Origin of the sequence: Tabrizicola sp. YIM 78059, from assembly GCF_004959785.1 — a bacterium.
Taxonomy (GTDB): domain Bacteria; phylum Pseudomonadota; class Alphaproteobacteria; order Rhodobacterales; family Rhodobacteraceae; genus Tabrizicola; species Tabrizicola caldifontis.
The window spans coordinates 1-15518 of sequence record NZ_SJZH01000012.1 but is presented as its reverse complement, the minus strand read 5'-3'; the positions used below and the strand labels follow the sequence as shown (position 1 = coordinate 15518).

Here is a 15518-nt window from a genome sequence, read left to right as displayed (position 1 = left end):
GCGCCCGGTCGATGTCGCAATGTCCGACTTTGCCGCAGGGGGAAGAAATCTTGCCTGAAAATGCGTCTTGAAATGGCAACGGCGCGGCCCTGCCGGACCGCGCCCCATGACCTTTCCGCTAGCGCCTACTGCGAAACCGACTGAAGGTAGGCCGCGATATCCTCGCCACCCGCGGGCAGCTTGAAGGACATCTTCGATTTTGCGGCCGGATCGCCCAGTGCCTCTTTCAGATAGCCCGCCGGGTCGGCCGCATAGGCCGCAAAGCTCGCCGCGTCCCAGACCGCGCCGGTCGCACCCAGGGCGGCAATCGATTCGCCGTAGCGGAAGTCGGGGTCGGACGCGACGCGACGCCCGATCACGCCCCAGAGGTTCGGCCCGGTGCGGCCGCCTTTCTGGATTTCGGTTCCGTCGGGGGCCACGACCGAATGGCAGGCCTTGCATTTCTTGAACGCCTCCTCGCCCGCAGCCGGATCGCCCGCCAAGGCGGGGGCCGCAAGCGCGGCGGCGGCAATGGCCAGAAGGATGAACTTGCTCATGTTGTCCTCACGATCAGCGGAGGCCGGCAGACGCCTCACGACGTCGAACATGGGGGCACGAGGCCTTGATATGCAATAGCAACCTTGTGTTATGCGGCATCACACCCCGCAGGCAGCCCCCCGGAACCGGCGCGGGAAAGTGGCGATCAGGGCGGCGTCGAGGTCGGACATCGTGACCGGCAGGCCAAGGTCGACAAGGCTGGTGACGCCATGCTCTCGGATGCCGCAGGGGACGATTCCATCGAAGTGCGTCAGATCGGGTTCCACATTGATCGCGATGCCGTGGAAGCTGATCCATCGGCGCAGCCTGATGCCAATGGCGGCGACCTTGTCCTCGGTCGGGCGCCCATCCGGGCCTGGCCTGTCGGGACGCTGAACCCATACGCCGACCCTGCCGGGGCGGATTTCGCCTCTGACGTTGAACTCGGCCAGTGTGTCGATGACCCATTGTTCCAGTTCTCGCACGAAGCATCGGACATCCTGGCCCCGGGCCTTTACGTCAAGCATGGCATAGATCACCCGCTGGCCTGGCCCGTGATACGTATATTGCCCGCCACGCCCGACAGGATGGACTGGGAAGCGGTGCGGATCGACCAGATCCTCGGCACGCGCCGATGTTCCGGCAGTGTAGAGCGGCGGATGTTCCAGCAGCCAGATCGATTCCGCGGCGCGACCTTCGTGCATTGCGGCGACATGCGCCTCCATCGCGGCGACGGTTTCCTCGTAGGGCGAAAGCCCCGGCATGTGGCGCCATTCGACCAAGCTGCGCTCCAATCCCCAATGCGGCCGCGGATTCCAGCCTTACGCAAGGGCAAGGCCGTGCTACGATCACAGCCATAGAATCCCTTTATTTCCAGGAGTCATGCTATGAAGATCAGGGCAATTGCAACCTCTGCGCTGATGGCCTCGTTGGCCATGTCGCCGTTGTCGCCCGTTTCGGCCCCGGCCCGCGCCGACAGCGGCGATTTCATCGCCGGCGCGATCATCGGGGGCATCATTGGCAGCGCGGTGACGAACGAGAACAACAAGAAGAAGGCAGCGAAATCGACCAAGGCTGGAACGGCCAAGGCAAAGGCGCCCTCGATCAGCGCCGAGCAGCGCGCCGCGAACAAGGAGGTGCAGGTCGCGCTGAACTATTTCGGCTACCCTGTAGGCACCCCCGATGGCGCAATCGGGCCGAAGTCGCGGGCTGCCATCAAGGAATACCAGGCGTTCCTGGGATATCCGGCCACCGGCGAGCTGACCGAGCACGAGCGCACGATCCTGATCACCGCCTATCATCGCGCCGTGGCAGGGGGGCCGCTGGTAGCGCAGGCAGTTGCCGGCAGCATGCATGGCCTCAAGGCCGTGCTGATTGCCCAGCAGGACGAGATGGCGGGCCTGCCACCGGGCGGGATCATGCCGGCGGCGCCGGGCGATCCGGTGCAGGGCAGCGTGGCCGCCGCCGCGGCTGCCGCCCTGCCGAAGCTTGTGCCAGAGGCGCCACCAGCAGAGGAGGTGGCGGTCGAGGTCGCCACACAGCCCGAGCCCGGGGCCCTCGTGGCCGAGGCAGCGCCAGAGCTGCCTTCGTTCATGGGATCTGCGGCGGCAAAGGGCTCGCTTGCAGCGGAATGCGGCGCGATCAGCCTGAAGACCGCCTCAAACGGCAGGATGACCACGGTCGAGGGCATGCAGGATGCAAATTTCGCGCTGGCCGAGCAGTTCTGCCTCGCCCGGGGCTATGCCATGGCCACAAGCGACGAGCTTGCCGCGCAGATTGCCGGCTTCACCTCTAACCAGATCGCGCAACAGTGCGCGGCCTTCGGGCCAGTGCTGAAGGAACATGTCGCCGCAGTTTCGCTGAAACCCGCGGATGAGGTGCTTAAGGGCGTCGAGACCTTCGTCCTTTCTTCGGGAATGACGCCGGCGCAGTTGGCGGGCACGGCCAGGGTCTGTCTCGGCATGGGATATGCGCGTGACGAAATGGATGTCGCCATCGGTTCGGCACTGCTGCTGGCAGCGATGGGCGAGCGGGGTTACGCGGAATACCTGGGCCATCATCTGAGCCAGGGCTTCGGCGCAACCCGGCGGCCCGATCTGGCCATGGACTGGTATCAGCTGTCGCTGGATGCCATGGGACAGGGGCAGATGGTCGTGGCGCCGGGTATTGGCGGACGTGACGCCCTGATCCGCAAGGCGGCCTACACGATCAACGGCCGTGCCGCGGAACTGCAGCCTGCGATGCCCGCCCCTAACGTGCAGGAGGCCGCTCTGCCCGTGTTCGACATTGTCCCCGAACCCGCCCTCGTGGTCGAAGAGGCCGTGGTTGCGCCCGAGCCGGAGCCGGTCGCGCCGGCTGCCGATCTTGTGTCGGCAGGGGGAGCGACCGTTCCGCCAGATCCCGTGGTCCTGCCGGAGCCGTCGTCTGTGGTTCCGGCCGGGCCACCGGTGTTTGTGGCGCCGAAGGTCGCTGATCTGAGGATCGGCACGCCTGCGGCACGGCCCGAGCCCAGTGCAGCGGCGTCGGACGAGGCCGGGATCCTGGCGGTCGGCGCCCAGGCGGCGATTACGGCGGCGCGTCTGCCGCTGTTGATCTTTTCCAGCTTCTGAAGGGAGAAGGTGCCCGGTCTGCCCGCGCGGTCACATGCGCGCGGCCAGCCAAGGGGGGCGCGGCACATGCGAATCCCCCTTTTCTTCGCCCGCAACTGCCGCTAGATAGCGGGCGTCCCGATGGGGCATGTGCGGATGTGGCGGAATTGGTAGACGCGCAGCGTTGAGGTCGCTGTTCCTTAACCGGAGTGAAAGTTCGAGTCTTTTCATCCGCACCAACCCAGCCGGAGGCAGAGCAAAGGACGCAAGGGACTATGCCCCCTGCGTCCTTTTTCTTTCTGCGCACTTCTTGCCGTGGATGGTGGCGTATGACGTTTTCTTGCCTGATCATGTCGGAATTTTTCCCGTCAGCGAGCAGATTCGCGTCCAAATGACCGGCGATCGACGGCTTTCCTGCCCGAATTTCCCGCAGTTTCGGAATCGCCCCTCGGGCCACTGAATCTGCGTTGCAATGGGGCTGACCTTTCGCTTTAGTCGGGAAACAATAGAAGGCGCAGAGCGCCCGGAAGACCAGGGAGACACGGTTGACGCTTGAGTCCCGCAACGACGCTTTCGTCGTGTTTGAGCATGTCCAGAAAAGCTATGACGGCGTGACGCTGGTCGTGAAGGACTTGAACCTCACGATCGGCAAGGGCGAATTTCTGACGATGCTCGGGCCCTCGGGGTCTGGCAAGACGACCTGCCTGATGATGCTTGCCGGGTTCGAGACCGCAACCCATGGCGAAATCCGGCTGGACGGCGTGAACATCAACTCGGTGCCCCCGCACAAGCGCGGGATCGGCATGGTGTTCCAGAACTATGCGCTGTTCCCCCACATGACGGTGGCCGAAAACCTTGCGTTTCCGCTTGAAGTGCGCGGCATGGGCAAGACGGAACGCGAAGGCAAGATCAAGCGGGCACTCGACATGGTGCAGATGGGCGCCTATGCCAACCGCCGCCCGGCGCAGCTATCGGGCGGACAGCAGCAGCGCATCGCCCTGGCACGGGCGCTGGTCTTCGACCCCAAGCTTGTGCTGATGGACGAACCGCTGGGCGCGCTGGACAAGCAGCTGCGCGAGCACATGCAGTTCGAGATCAAGCATCTGCATGAAAACCTTGGCATCACGGTGGTCTACGTCACGCATGACCAGGGCGAGGCGCTGACGATGTCCGACCGCGTGGCCGTGTTCAATGACGGCAGGATCCAGCAGCTTGCACCGCCGGCCGAACTCTATGAACGTCCCGAGAACAGCTTCGTCGCCCAGTTCATCGGCGAGAACAACAAGCTGCCGGGAACGATCGAGGAGCTTTCGGGCGACAAGGCGCTGGTGCGGCTGCGGACGGGCGAACTGATCGACGCAACTGCGGTAAACATCAAGGAAAAGGGGCAGCAGACGCTGGTCTCGATCCGCCCGGAACGGGTGGAGTTCAAACCCGAGATGATGCCGCCTGGCGCCCATACGCTGGATGCCGAGGTGGTCGAGGTCATCTACATGGGCGACATCCTGCGCGTCGTTCTGAAAGTCGCCGGCTCGGACGACTTCGTGATGAAGATGCGCAACACGCTGGGCCAGACCCGTCTGGAACCCGGCCAGAAGATCAAGGTGGGCTGGCATCCGCAGGATGCCCGCGCGCTGGACCCTTGATGAAGGGCCGGGAATACCCGGTCGGTAGCCAGTGAAACAAACAGGGAGCAAGACATGAAGAAGACCCTCATCCTCTCTACAGCCCTCGCAGGCTTTGCCTTCGCGGCGCAGGCCGACGTGACGGTGATGTCCTGGGGCGGTGCCTATGGCGAGGCCCAGAACGAAGCCCACGTGAAGCCCTGGTCGGCAGCGACCGGCCATGCCGCCATCATGGTGGACAGCGACAACCCCGCGCCCGCGATCAAGGCCATGGTCGAGGCGGGCAACGTCACGGTCGATGTTGCCTCGGTCGAATATGCCGACGCGATCCGCCTGTGCGACGAAGGTATCCTGGAGCCGATCGACGCGGCCAGCCTGCCGCCCGCGCCCGACGGCACCCCCGCGACCGAGGATTTCCTGCCCGGTGCGATCACCGAGTGCGGCGTTTCGACCGACATCTGGTCGAACGTGTTCGCCTACGACACGACCAAGTTCCCCGAAGGCCCGAAGACGGCTGCCGATTTCTTCGACCTGGAGAAGTTCCCCGGCAAGCGCGGCCTGCGCAAGGGCGCCAAGGCGGTTCTGGAATTCGCGCTGCTGGGCGACGGCGTGCCTGCGGCCGAAGTCTATGATGTGCTGCGCACCCCCGAGGGCGTGGACCGCGCCTTCGCCAAGCTCGACACGATAAAGAGCCAGGTTGTCTGGTGGGAAGCCGGCAGCCAGGCGCCACAGCTTCTGGCCGACGGCGAGGTGGCGATGACCACTGCCTACAACGGCCGGATCTTCGCCGCTGTGGTGAATGAGGGCAAACCCTTCCAGATCGTCTGGGACGGCCAGATCTATGAGAACGAAATGTATGTCGTTCCGAAGGGGGCCCCGAACAAGGATCTGGCGATGGACTTCATCCGCTACGCCACCTCGACCGAAGGTCTGCGCGCCCAGGCGAAGCACATTTCCTACGGTCCGGCTCGCAGATCCTCGATGAAGGAAGAGCTGATCTTCAAGGATGGCAAGACGGTCATGGCGCCGCACCTGCCGACCGCGCCGGAAAACATGGGTAACGCGCTGGAAACCTCGGCAGACTTCTGGGTCGACTACGACGCGGAACTGAACGAGCGCTTCCAGGCCTGGCTCACCCGCTGATCCGACCTGCCGGGCGCGGTGCATGCCGCGCCCGGTTCTCTACCTGACGAGGGCAGGCATGGCCGAAGTGGCTGGCGAACTTCTGACGACTGCGGACGGGCGTCCGCTGAAGGCTGCGCTTCAGGCGGCGCAGGCGCGTGCACGGCGCAGGGCTTTTCTTCTGGTCCTGCCGCTGCTGCTTTTCGTGCTTCTGACCTTCCTCGTTCCGATCGGCTACATGCTGAAGCGCTCGTTTGAGCATGACGGTTTTGCTTCTTCGGCTCCGGCACTGGTTGCCTGGTTCGCCGAAAACCCGGACTTCGATCCCGCCAACCCGCCGGAAGAGGCTTTTGCCGCCCTAGTGTCCGACCTTGCCCGCATGCAGGTTGAAAAGACAACCGGTGTGGCAGGAACCCGCATCAATTATTCCGTGCCGGGTACGATCAGCCTGTTCAAGGGCGGCGCCCGCGTCGCCGCCGACCTTCAGCCGCCGTACAAGGAGGCGCTGCTAGCTGTGGATCCGGCCTGGGGGCGGCCCGCGCTGTGGCGTGGGATGGAGTCGGCCAGCCATGTCTACACCCCGGAGTTCTACCTGGTCGCCTCGGACCACAAGCTGACTGATGCCGGCTGGGCAAGGGGGGCGGAAAACGAACGGATCTACCTATACCTCTTCGGCAAGACTTTCCTGGTTTCGGCGCTGATCACCTTGATCTGCCTGGCTCTGGCCTTTCCTGTCGCACATCTGCTGGCCACTCTGCCGCTGGCAAAGTCCTCGCTTCTTATGATCCTGGTGCTTCTGCCATTCTGGACCTCGCTTCTGGTGCGCACGACCTCGTGGATCGTGCTGTTGCAGGAACAGGGCGTGGTCAACAACGTGCTGGTGGCGCTGGGGCTGATCGACAATTCCGGCAGGCTGGCGATGATGTACAACATGACCGGCACGGTGGTCGCCATGACCCATGTTCTGTTGCCGTTCATGATCCTGCCGCTCTATTCAGTGATGCGGGTCATCCCGCCCAGCTATGCCCGTGCCGCACGCAGCCTGGGTGCCACCAGCTGGACGACCTTCCGCAGGGTCTATCTGCCGCAGACCCTGCCGGGAATCGCGGCGGGCTCGCTTCTGGTCTTCATTCTGGCGGTTGGCTACTACATCACGCCGGCTCTGGTCGGCGGTGCGGACGGGCAGCTGATCAGCAATCTCATCGCATTCCACATGTCCAAGTCGAACTGGTCGCTGGCTGCGGCGATCGCGGCGATGCTTCTGGTATCGATCCTGTTGCTTTACTGGTTGTATGACCGGCTGATCGGCATCGACCGGCTGAAATTCGGCTGAGGGAAACGACCATGGCCCTGCCCACCTATGCCTCTCCGCTGGAACGCGTCTGGTATTACACCTACCTGGTGATCTGCGCGCTGATCTTTCTTTTCCTGATTGCGCCGATCCTGGTGATCCTGCCGCTGTCGTTCAACGCCGAGCCCTATTTCACTTTCACCGAAAAGATGCTGACCTTCGACCCCGAAGGCTATTCGCTGCGGTGGTATGACGCGCTTCTGACCCTGGGCCATCCGACGGCAGACGCACCCCGCGACGCCGCATGGTGGAGCACGGCCTGGGAGCGTGCGACTTGGATCAGGGCGGCGAAGAACTCGTTCTGGATCGGGATCTGGGCCACGATCCTGGCGACCACGCTGGGCACGATCGCGGCGCTGGGTCTGTCGCGACCGGAAATGCCCTATCGCCGGCTGATCATGGCACTGCTGATCAGTCCGATGATCGTGCCGATCATCATCATCGCCGTGGGGATGAGCTTCTTCTTCGCCAAGGCCTGCGTGGCGCCTGACAGCGCAATGGGCGCGATCTTCGGGATGTTCCTGTCGGAAAAAGGCTGCTTGGCCAATTCGCATCTGGGCGTGATCATGGCCCATGCGGTGCTTGGCATTCCCTTCGTCATCATCACCGTCACCGCGACGCTTTCCGGCTTCGACCAGTCGCTCATCCGGGCGGCTCATTCGCTGGGGGCGAACCCGCGCACGACCTTCTTCAAGGTCATCATGCCGTTGATCCTGCCCGGCGTGATCTCTGGCGCGCTGTTTGCCTTTGTCACATCATTCGACGAGGTGGTGGCGGTGCTGTTCATCGCCGGACCCGACCAGCAGACCATCCCGCGGCAGATGTTCAACGGGATTCGCGAAGCGATTTCCCCGGCAATCCTTGCGGTGGCGACGATCCTTGTGGTGATCTCCGTGCTGCTTCTGGCTTCGGTTGAACTTCTGCGGCGGCGCTCGGACCGGCTGCGCGGGGTGACGGGGCGGTAGGAGGTTCCCGATCGGACTGCGCCCCCACGTCGCTGTCCTGTCGCGACGCGGGGTGAAATCATGATGCGGCATCACGGCAGAAGGTGCAGCCAGAACCAGGCAGTGCCGATCGAGGCCGCTGTCGCGACCAGAACGGCGCTGGCGTTCACCCGTTTGCCGACGCCGTACATGTGGGCAAAGACATAGGCATTGACGCCCGGCGCCATGGCCGCCGTGACCACGGCGGACCGCAATGCGTCCACACCCAGGCCGAAGACATGGGCACCCAGAACCCAGGTGACTGCCGGGTGCAGGACCAGGGAGGCAAGGCTCACCATGAGCACCGGGCCCAGGTCACCCTCGATCCGGTAGCGGGTGAGCACGCCGCCCAGACCGAAAAGTGCAACCGGAATCGCCGCTCCGGCCACCATGTCCACCCCCGACCAGATGAAGCCGGGCAGCGGGTTCCCGGCCAGGTTCACCGCAAAGCCAAGAAGGATGCCGATCACCAGTGCCTGTGACAGGATCGCCTTGCCGATCTGCCGGGCAAGCGTCGCCCCCGAAAGGCCCCGGCCGCGCGAGCGCGCCCATTCCATCAGGGCGATGCCGAACCCGTACAGCATGGGCGCATGCAGCGAGATGATGGCATAGTTCGCCTGCAGGGCCTGCGCCCCATAGGCCCGTTCGGTGATCGCCAGGCCAAGAAGCAGCGAATTGGAGAAGAGACCCGCAAAGCCGATCGCGACGGCATCGGGCATCGCCCGGCCGAAGATCGCCATGGCGCCGAAGAAGCAGGCGAAGAAGCCCGCGAAGGCCCCGGTGTAGAAGCTGACCATCAGCCCGGGATCATAGGCGCTGCCAAGGTCGAGATGCGCGATGGACCGGAACAGAAGGCAGGGCACTGCGAAGGTCTGGGCAAAGCGCATCAGCCCGTCGATGGCGGACTCGCCAAGCCATCCGGCGCGGACGGCCGCATAGCCGAAGCCGATGACCAGAAAGACCGGCAAGATGACGTCGAGCAGGGCGCTCAATTCAGGCCGTGGCCGGGGATTCCACATCCCCTGCCTCCCGATGGAACATCCTGCAGTTGGCAGGCGGCAGACTCAGGGCAGGTTGTCATAGGTCAAGGTCATGCCGTCATGGGCCGGGGTGATGTGCGGCGGCAATTCCGCCCTGAGCGTCTCGTAGTCGAGGTCGATGTGCATGTTGGTCAGCACGGCACGGGTGGGCTGCGCCCGGGCGATCCATTCCAGCGCAAGAGCTAGGTGCGCATGGGTCGGATGCGGCTTGCGGCGCAGCGCATCGACGATCCAGCAGTCGAGGCCGCGAAGCACCTCCCAGCTTTCGGCAGGAATTTCGACGGCATCGGGCAGATAGGCCAGGGGGCCGATGCGAAAGCCCAACGCATCCATTGCACCGTGTTCGGCACGGAACGGGGTCAGCGTTACCGGGCCGCCCGCGCCGGTGACGAAAATCGGTCCCTCGATCGTGTGCAGATCAAGTATCGGTGGGTAGGGGCTGCCCTCGGGCTGGATGAAGGCATAGCCAAAGCGCGTCAGCAGAGCCTCCTGCGTGGGGCCGTCGGCCCAGACGGGCAGACGGTTGCGCAGGTTGAAGACGATCTGCCGCAGGTCGTCGATGCCGTGCATGTGGTCGGCATGGCTGTGGGTATAGACCACGGCATCCAGTGTGCCCACGCCCGCGTCGAGAAGCTGGTCGCGCATGTCGGGCGAGGTGTCGATCAGGACGCGCGTCGAACCTGCCTCGGTTTCGCGCGTGACAAGAAGAGAACAGCGCCGACGCCGGTTCTTCGGATTCGTGGGGTCGCAGGCGCCCCAGTCGCCGCCAAGGCGTGGAACCCCGCCCGAAGATCCGCAGCCAAGGATGGTGAACGAAAGCCGGGCCATCAGGCCGCCTTGGCCGCGAGGGCGGCACGGGGAAAGACACGGTCGAAGTTCGCGGTGGTGATCGCCGCGAACTCATGCAGGGCAAGCCCGAAGACCGGCGCCAGCGCGGCGGCGGTATGGGCGACATAGGCGGGTTCGTTGCGTTTGCCGCGATGGGGCGGCGGCGCAAGATAGGGGCTGTCTGTTTCCAGGATCAGCCGGTCGAGCGGTGCTCTGGCAAAAATGTCGCGCAACGCCTGCGATTTCGGAAAGGCCGCGATGCCGGAAATCGAAAGGGTGAAACCCATCTCCAGCGCCGCTTCGGCAAGGCGCGGCCCGGAGGAGAAGCAGTGCATCACGCAGGCGTAGGGGCGGCGCGCCATGCCTTCGGCCAGAATCGCCTCCATGTCCTCATCCGCGTCCCGGGCGTGGATGATCAGCGGCAGGCCGGTTTCCTGCGCGGCCTCGATGTGGATGCGAAGCGAGGTCTGCTGGATGGCCTTTGTTTCGGCGGTGTAGTGGTAGTCGAGCCCGGTCTCGCCGATGCCGACAAAGCGCGGGTGGCGGGCAAGCGAGACGAGGGTCTCGACCGTGACCAGCGGTTCTTCATGGGCACTCATCGGGTGGGTGCCGGCGGCGTAGAAGACCTCGGGGTGTGCCTCGGCAATGGCGCGCACCCCTGGTTCGTTCCCAAGCCGGGTGCAGATCGTGACCATGCGGTTCACCCCGGCAGCTCGGGCGCGGGCGATGACCTCGGGCAGTTCTCCAATCAGGTCGGGAAAGTCGAGGTGGCAGTGACTGTCAACCAGATCGGGAAGGGCAGGTGCGGTGGGGGACATCTTCGGGCTACCTCGGGGCGAGGCTCCCCGCCGTCTCGTCGACCTTCAGGAGCATATCCATCAGAAGCGCGGCGGGGTCAAGATTGACCGCCTTGCCGCGACGGGCGCGGGCGGAAAGGGATTGCGCAAGGTCGGCCCAGGCGCGTGCGGCAAGGGGGTGCGGTGCAAGCCGCTGCAGAAGCTGGGCTTCGCCTGGCGCGGCTTCTGGCGGCAGGGCACCGGTCGCACCGAACCGGGCAAGACGTGCAAGAAACAGGTCGATCAGGGTGACAAGAAGTTCGAAGGTCTCGGCCGCACCCCGAGCGGCGGCAAGGTCGGCCAGCGCCAGAGCCTGCGGTCGGTCAAGGCGGGGCAGGGTGGCAAACAGGCGGACAAGGGCTGCGTACAGCTTCAGGCCTTCGAGGTTGGTCAACCGGAAGGCCTCGCCCACCGAGCCGCCGGACAATTCGGCCAGGGCGGTACGATCCTCTGGCGTGATCTCGCCGCCTGCCTGTGTCAGGGCATCGGCCAGATCCTGCGGACCCAGCGGCGACAGCCGAAGTTCGCGGCAACGAGAGCGGATTGTCGGCAAAAGCCGCGCGGGTTGATGCGCGATCAGGAAAAGCGTCACGTTTAGCGGCGGTTCCTCCAGAAGTTTCAGAAGCGCATTGGCGGCGGCGGTGTTCATTTCATCCACTGCGTCGATGATCGCAGTGCGCCGTCCGCCGTCGGCGGCAGAGAGGGCAAAGAAGGACTTCATCCTGCGCACCTCGTCGATCGAGATGACCTGAGACAGGGCGGTTTCCTTGTCGTTCGCGCCGCGGCGAAGCAGAAAATGCCGCGGTTCGGCCAGTTGCAGCAGGCGGCGGGCGACGGGGTGGCTGTCGGGGATGTCAAGCGTTTCGGCCCGGGGGGCGGCGAACATGCCGCCGTCATCATCCGGTGTGGCCAGCAGGAAACGGGCCATGCGCCACGCCAGCGTGGCCTTGCCCACTCCCCTAGGGCCGGTCAGCATCCAGGCATGGTGCAGCCGGCCCGAGCCATGGGCGCGCAGAAACTCGGCCTCGGCAACGGCATGGCCGAAAAGCCTGTGCGTCTCACGCGGGTGGGGGGCGCCTTGCAGGCGATCGGGTTCGGGCAGGGGATCGGTCGCGGCCATGGCTGGCAGATTGCACAGGCAAGCGGGACGGGGGAAGAGGGGTAGGCGGGCAGTCGCCGCAGCGGTTGCCGGCATGGCAGCGAAATCACGCCAAGGGCAGGCAGTCAGGCAACAAGGTCAGGGCCACGCCCTGGCGCGCTGCGCATTGTCCGGCCTCAGATCGTCTGGGCGCCGGTCTTTTCCAGATCTTTGCTGCCTCCTGTTCCATTCCTGGATCGGTCCGGCTCAGCTCCGGCCGTTGGAAAAGGGCGAATCGCCGGGAAGCCGGCCGGTGCAGGGCCTATGCCTGGGGCAGATGGGGCGCGACCGCTGCCCAGGCGCGGGCGCCTACGGTCTCGGCGTCGGCGTCGGCATCGATCACCCGGAAACGTGCGTTCTGCGCGGCCAGCGCCAGAAAGCCGGCGCGGGCTCTTTCCTGGAAGGCAAGGCCCATGTCCTCGAACCGAAGCTCGGCACCGGGGCGGGCCGTGGCGCGCGCCAGGCCAACAGCGGGGTCGAGATCGAACAGCAGTGTCAGGTCGGGTTCGATCCCGATCATGAGGTCGTGCAGACGATTGACCGTTTCGGTCAGGTCGCCTCGGGCAAGGCCCTGAAAGACACGGGTGGAATCCGCGAAGCGGTCGGTGATCACGATCTCGTCGCGCGCCAGCGCCGGGCGGATGGTCTTTTCCAGATGGTCGCGCCGGGCTGCCGTGAACAGAAGGATTTCCGTTTCGGCCGACCAGCGGTCGACGTGACCTTCCAGCACAAGGCGGCGGATCTCTTCGGCACCAGGGCTGCCGCCCGGTTCGCGCGTCAGGGTCACGGCATGACCGGCAGCGCGTAGCCGTTCGGCGAGCAGGCGGCCCTGAGTGGACTTGCCCGAACCGTCTATGCCTTCGAGGCTGAGGAACAGGCCCGGCATTCAGCTGGCCGGCGATCCGACATACTGCCGGTAAAGCACCTCGGCCGCGGTGGTCAGCCGCTTGACGAAGCCGGCCTTGCCGACCGCCGCCTCGGTTACCAGCGGGACGCGCCGATCGGGCAGGTCGGGGACATGCACGATCAGTTCGGCCACTGGCGTGCCAGCGGCGACCGGGGCGATCAGCGGGCCCTTGTAGACGACCTCGGCGGTCATGCTGTCCTGGACAAGCGCCGGGACCAGCAGGCGCACATCTTCGGCCGGAACCAGGCCGACAGTATCGGCATCGCCCAGATGGACCTCGGCCTCTGCCACGCGGGCCCCTGCCTTCGCAACCGTCTTTTCGGAAAACTGGCGGAAGGCCCAGGCCACGATGCGTTCGGATTCCTCGGCCCGCGCCTTTTCCGACGGCAGACCGGTGATCACAAAGATGATCCGTCGGTTGCCCTGCTTGGCCGAGCCGACAAGACCATAGCCCGCCTCTTGTGTATGCCCTGTCTTCAGCCCGTCGGCGCCGACGCCCAGCTCCAGAAGCGGGTTGCGGTTGCGCGCATTTGCAGGTGCGCGATCCTTGTAGTTGAATTGGGTCTCGGCGAAGATCGGGTAGTATTCGGGGAAATCCTGGATCAGGTGCTGCGCCAGGATGCCGAGATCGCGCATCGACATGCGGTGGTTCGGATCCGGCCAGCCGCTTGCATTGGCGAAGGTGGAATTCGTCATTCCCAAGGCCTTGGCGCGTTCGGTCATCTGCGCCGAAAACGCCTCTTCCGAACCGGCCAGCCCTTCGGCCACCACAACGCAGGCGTCGTTGCCCGAATTGACGATCATGCCGTGGATCAGATCCTTCACCGTGGGGCGGTCGGTTTCCTGCAGGAACATGGTCGAGCCGCCCATTGCCTTGGCGCGGGACGAGACAGCGAATTCCGTCTCCATCGTGACCCGCCCGTCGCGCAGCGCCTCGAACAGCATGTTGATAGTCATGAGTTTCGACATCGATGCCGGGGGAAGCGGCACATCGGCGTTCTTGTCCATCAGAACGGTCTGCGTGGACATGTCATACACCCAGGCCGCGGTGGCCGCCGTCTCGAAGGCACGGGCGGGCAGGGCCGCCAGACCAAGGGCGAGAAGGATCAGGACAGTGCGCAGGCGCTGAAGCATCGGGGGCCTTTCGGATGGGTCATTGCAGGAAATAGGCGTCGGCGAATCCCGCGCCCTTGATCTTTTTCAGAAGCTCGGCGTCGCCCACGGCGACCACGCCCCAGACCGCCTTGCCGTCGCGTTCCGACCGCACGGGCCTGGCACTTATGCCGATTCTCGCCAGGGCTTCCACGGCGCGTTTGGCATTTTCTTCCTGAGAGAAGGACGCCACCTGGATCGGGCGGCCGGCCGCTACGGGCGGCGCGGCCCCAGCGGCGGTTTCGGGCGCCCGGGCGTCAAGCGGCGCGGATTCGATTGCCGTCACACCAATCCCCTCGGCCGCGGCGGCATCTGCAGCCTGGTCTTCCGCGGCAGCCTTGGCTGCGGCCCGCGCTGCCCTTTCCGCTTCGCGCCGGGCCTTCGCCTCGGCGCGGCGCTCGGCCCAGGTCTTGCGCTGCGGTGCCTCGGGGGCGGCTGCGGGCGCTGCCGAAACGGCCTCCGTTCCGCCCGAGGTGGCGGTCGGCGCGCCGCTGTCGGCTGCCTCCAGCGCCGAGGCGGCCACTGCGGCGGTACTCGCCGCAGTCTGCGCCGGCGCGGCAGGCGGGGTTTCTTCCGGGGCGGCTACCTTGGGGGCAGGGGCGGCCGGCGTCTCGACCTCGACCTTGCGCAGCGCCGTCACGCGCAGTTGCACCGGCTGACCGGCCAGCACGCCCAGTGCGTCTGCGGCATCAGAGGACAGCTGCAGCTTGGGCCCGGGGTTCCCCGCCTCGCGCCGGAAAAGGGCGCCGGCCACGGACTTGCCGTTTGCGAGGTTGACCATGATGACCCGTTCGGGATCCTTCACATCGGTTGCGGCCACCCAGATGCCGCCCAGCGAGGGCCGCCCGTCCCAAAGCGCAGTGTCGGTGGTCTGGTAGATTTCCGGCGCTTCGACTTCGCGTGCAGCCCCGGAGCGCGAAGGCGAGGCCAGCATGCCTGCGCTGGCACCGGCAGCACCCGACCCTGCGCCGCCGCTGGCCACGCAGCCCGCAAGCAAGCCACCCGCCGCACAACCCAACAGAATATGCCGGAGTACCGCTCTTGCCATGTTCCGCCCTCAAGATCGCGCGGTCTGGGCGCCGCGCTTTGGTTCCATCCTGCCGGTGTTGCTGCCAACCGGGCTGTTGCTGCGCCGCTGGTCCGGTCCGGATACGCCTGCCTTTTCGGCAAGCATACCGGCTTCGACGACCGGTGGAAAGGGCAGAGGCACAGCCCTTCCATCACGATCAGCGGAAAAACCCGCCGGATCAGCCCCCTGAGGCTCTGGCCGCAGCCCTTTCAGAATCACGAGACCCCGGGTATGTGCGATGGGCCGGAGGAGTGGCGGAGTGGTTTAACGCACCGGTCTTGAAAACCGACGTAGGGGCAACTCTACCGTGGGTTCGAATCCCACCTCCTCCGCCACTTGCCCTAGAGAAAGCGTTCTCCCGAT

General features: G+C 65.3%; 14 protein-coding genes and 2 tRNA genes. 7 read left to right on the top strand and 9 right to left on the bottom strand.

The genetic code is table 11. The features are described 5' to 3' along the window. Positions 1–125: 125 nt before the first annotated feature. Positions 126–536 carry a cytochrome c family protein gene (locus EZM81_RS14335; RefSeq protein ID WP_135450725.1) on the bottom strand — a complete coding sequence of 137 codons (411 nt, stop codon included), beginning with the start codon at positions 534–536 and terminating at the stop codon, positions 126–128. 99 nt (positions 537–635) lie between these two features. Continuing rightward, on the bottom strand, positions 636–1280 hold the full coding sequence (gene lipB / locus EZM81_RS14330; RefSeq protein WP_136646241.1) for a lipoyl(octanoyl) transferase LipB: 645 nt from the start codon (positions 1278–1280) through the stop codon (positions 636–638). Positions 1281–1403: 123 nt separating this feature from the next. Here lipB and EZM81_RS14325 point away from each other — a divergent pair, with 123 nt between their 5' ends. From EZM81_RS14325 to EZM81_RS14300, 6 genes are all read left to right on the top strand, one after another. Beyond that, positions 1404–3125 (top strand): peptidoglycan-binding domain-containing protein, encoded by a 1722-nt coding sequence (locus EZM81_RS14325; RefSeq protein ID WP_136646187.1) that lies wholly within the window; start codon positions 1404–1406, stop codon positions 3123–3125. A gap of 131 nt (positions 3126–3256) precedes the next feature. Further along, positions 3257–3343, top strand: a tRNA-Leu gene (locus EZM81_RS14320). A gap of 306 nt (positions 3344–3649) precedes the next feature. Further along, positions 3650–4750, top strand: coding sequence for an ABC transporter ATP-binding protein (locus tag EZM81_RS14315; protein WP_136646186.1), 1101 nt, complete (start codon positions 3650–3652; stop codon positions 4748–4750). A 54-nt stretch (positions 4751–4804) separates the two neighbouring features. Then, entirely contained in the window at positions 4805–5872 is a 1068-nt protein-coding gene (locus EZM81_RS14310) for an ABC transporter substrate-binding protein (protein WP_136646185.1), read from the top strand. Between the two features lie 22 nt (positions 5873–5894). After that, positions 5895–7184: an ABC transporter permease gene (locus EZM81_RS14305; protein ID WP_240784170.1), complete on the top strand. Its 1290-nt coding sequence runs from the start codon at positions 5895–5897 to the stop codon at positions 7182–7184. 11 nt (positions 7185–7195) lie between these two features. Next, positions 7196–8167, top strand: coding sequence for an ABC transporter permease (locus EZM81_RS14300; RefSeq protein ID WP_135450729.1), 972 nt, complete (start codon positions 7196–7198; stop codon positions 8165–8167). Positions 8168–8238: 71 nt separating this feature from the next. On the opposite strand, the gene EZM81_RS14295 is transcribed toward EZM81_RS14300, so the two are convergent. The 7 genes from EZM81_RS14295 to EZM81_RS14265 form a co-directional block, all read right to left on the bottom strand. Continuing rightward, entirely contained in the window at positions 8239–9177 is a 939-nt protein-coding gene (locus EZM81_RS14295; protein ID WP_136646184.1) for an AEC family transporter, read from the bottom strand. Positions 9178–9249: 72 nt separating this feature from the next. Next, the gene (locus tag EZM81_RS14290) at positions 9250–10053 is read right to left on the bottom strand and encodes an MBL fold metallo-hydrolase (protein ID WP_136646183.1); all 804 of its coding nucleotides are present in this window, start codon (positions 10051–10053) and stop codon (positions 9250–9252) included. Beyond that, positions 10053–10871 (bottom strand): TatD family hydrolase, encoded by an 819-nt coding sequence (locus EZM81_RS14285; protein WP_136646182.1) that lies wholly within the window; start codon positions 10869–10871, stop codon positions 10053–10055. The genes EZM81_RS14290 and EZM81_RS14285 overlap by 1 nt, the downstream gene beginning before the upstream one ends. Positions 10872–10878: 7 nt before the next feature. Beyond that, complete coding sequence (locus EZM81_RS14280; RefSeq protein ID WP_136646181.1) at positions 10879–12009, bottom strand: DNA polymerase III subunit delta'; 1131 nt, start codon at positions 12007–12009, stop codon at positions 10879–10881. 280 nt (positions 12010–12289) lie between these two features. Beyond that, entirely contained in the window at positions 12290–12913 is a 624-nt protein-coding gene (tmk, locus tag EZM81_RS14275) for a dTMP kinase (RefSeq protein ID WP_136646180.1), read from the bottom strand. Then, a complete protein-coding gene (locus EZM81_RS14270; RefSeq protein ID WP_135450735.1) occupies positions 12914–14068 on the bottom strand; it encodes a D-alanyl-D-alanine carboxypeptidase family protein in 1155 nt (384 codons plus the stop codon). Between the two features lie 19 nt (positions 14069–14087). Beyond that, positions 14088–15083: an SPOR domain-containing protein gene (locus EZM81_RS14265; RefSeq protein ID WP_169052382.1), complete on the bottom strand. Its 996-nt coding sequence runs from the start codon at positions 15081–15083 to the stop codon at positions 14088–14090. A gap of 317 nt (positions 15084–15400) precedes the next feature. Here EZM81_RS14265 and EZM81_RS14260 point away from each other — a divergent pair. Further along, a tRNA-Ser gene (locus tag EZM81_RS14260) sits at positions 15401–15490 on the top strand. Positions 15491–15518: the final 28 nt, after the last annotated feature.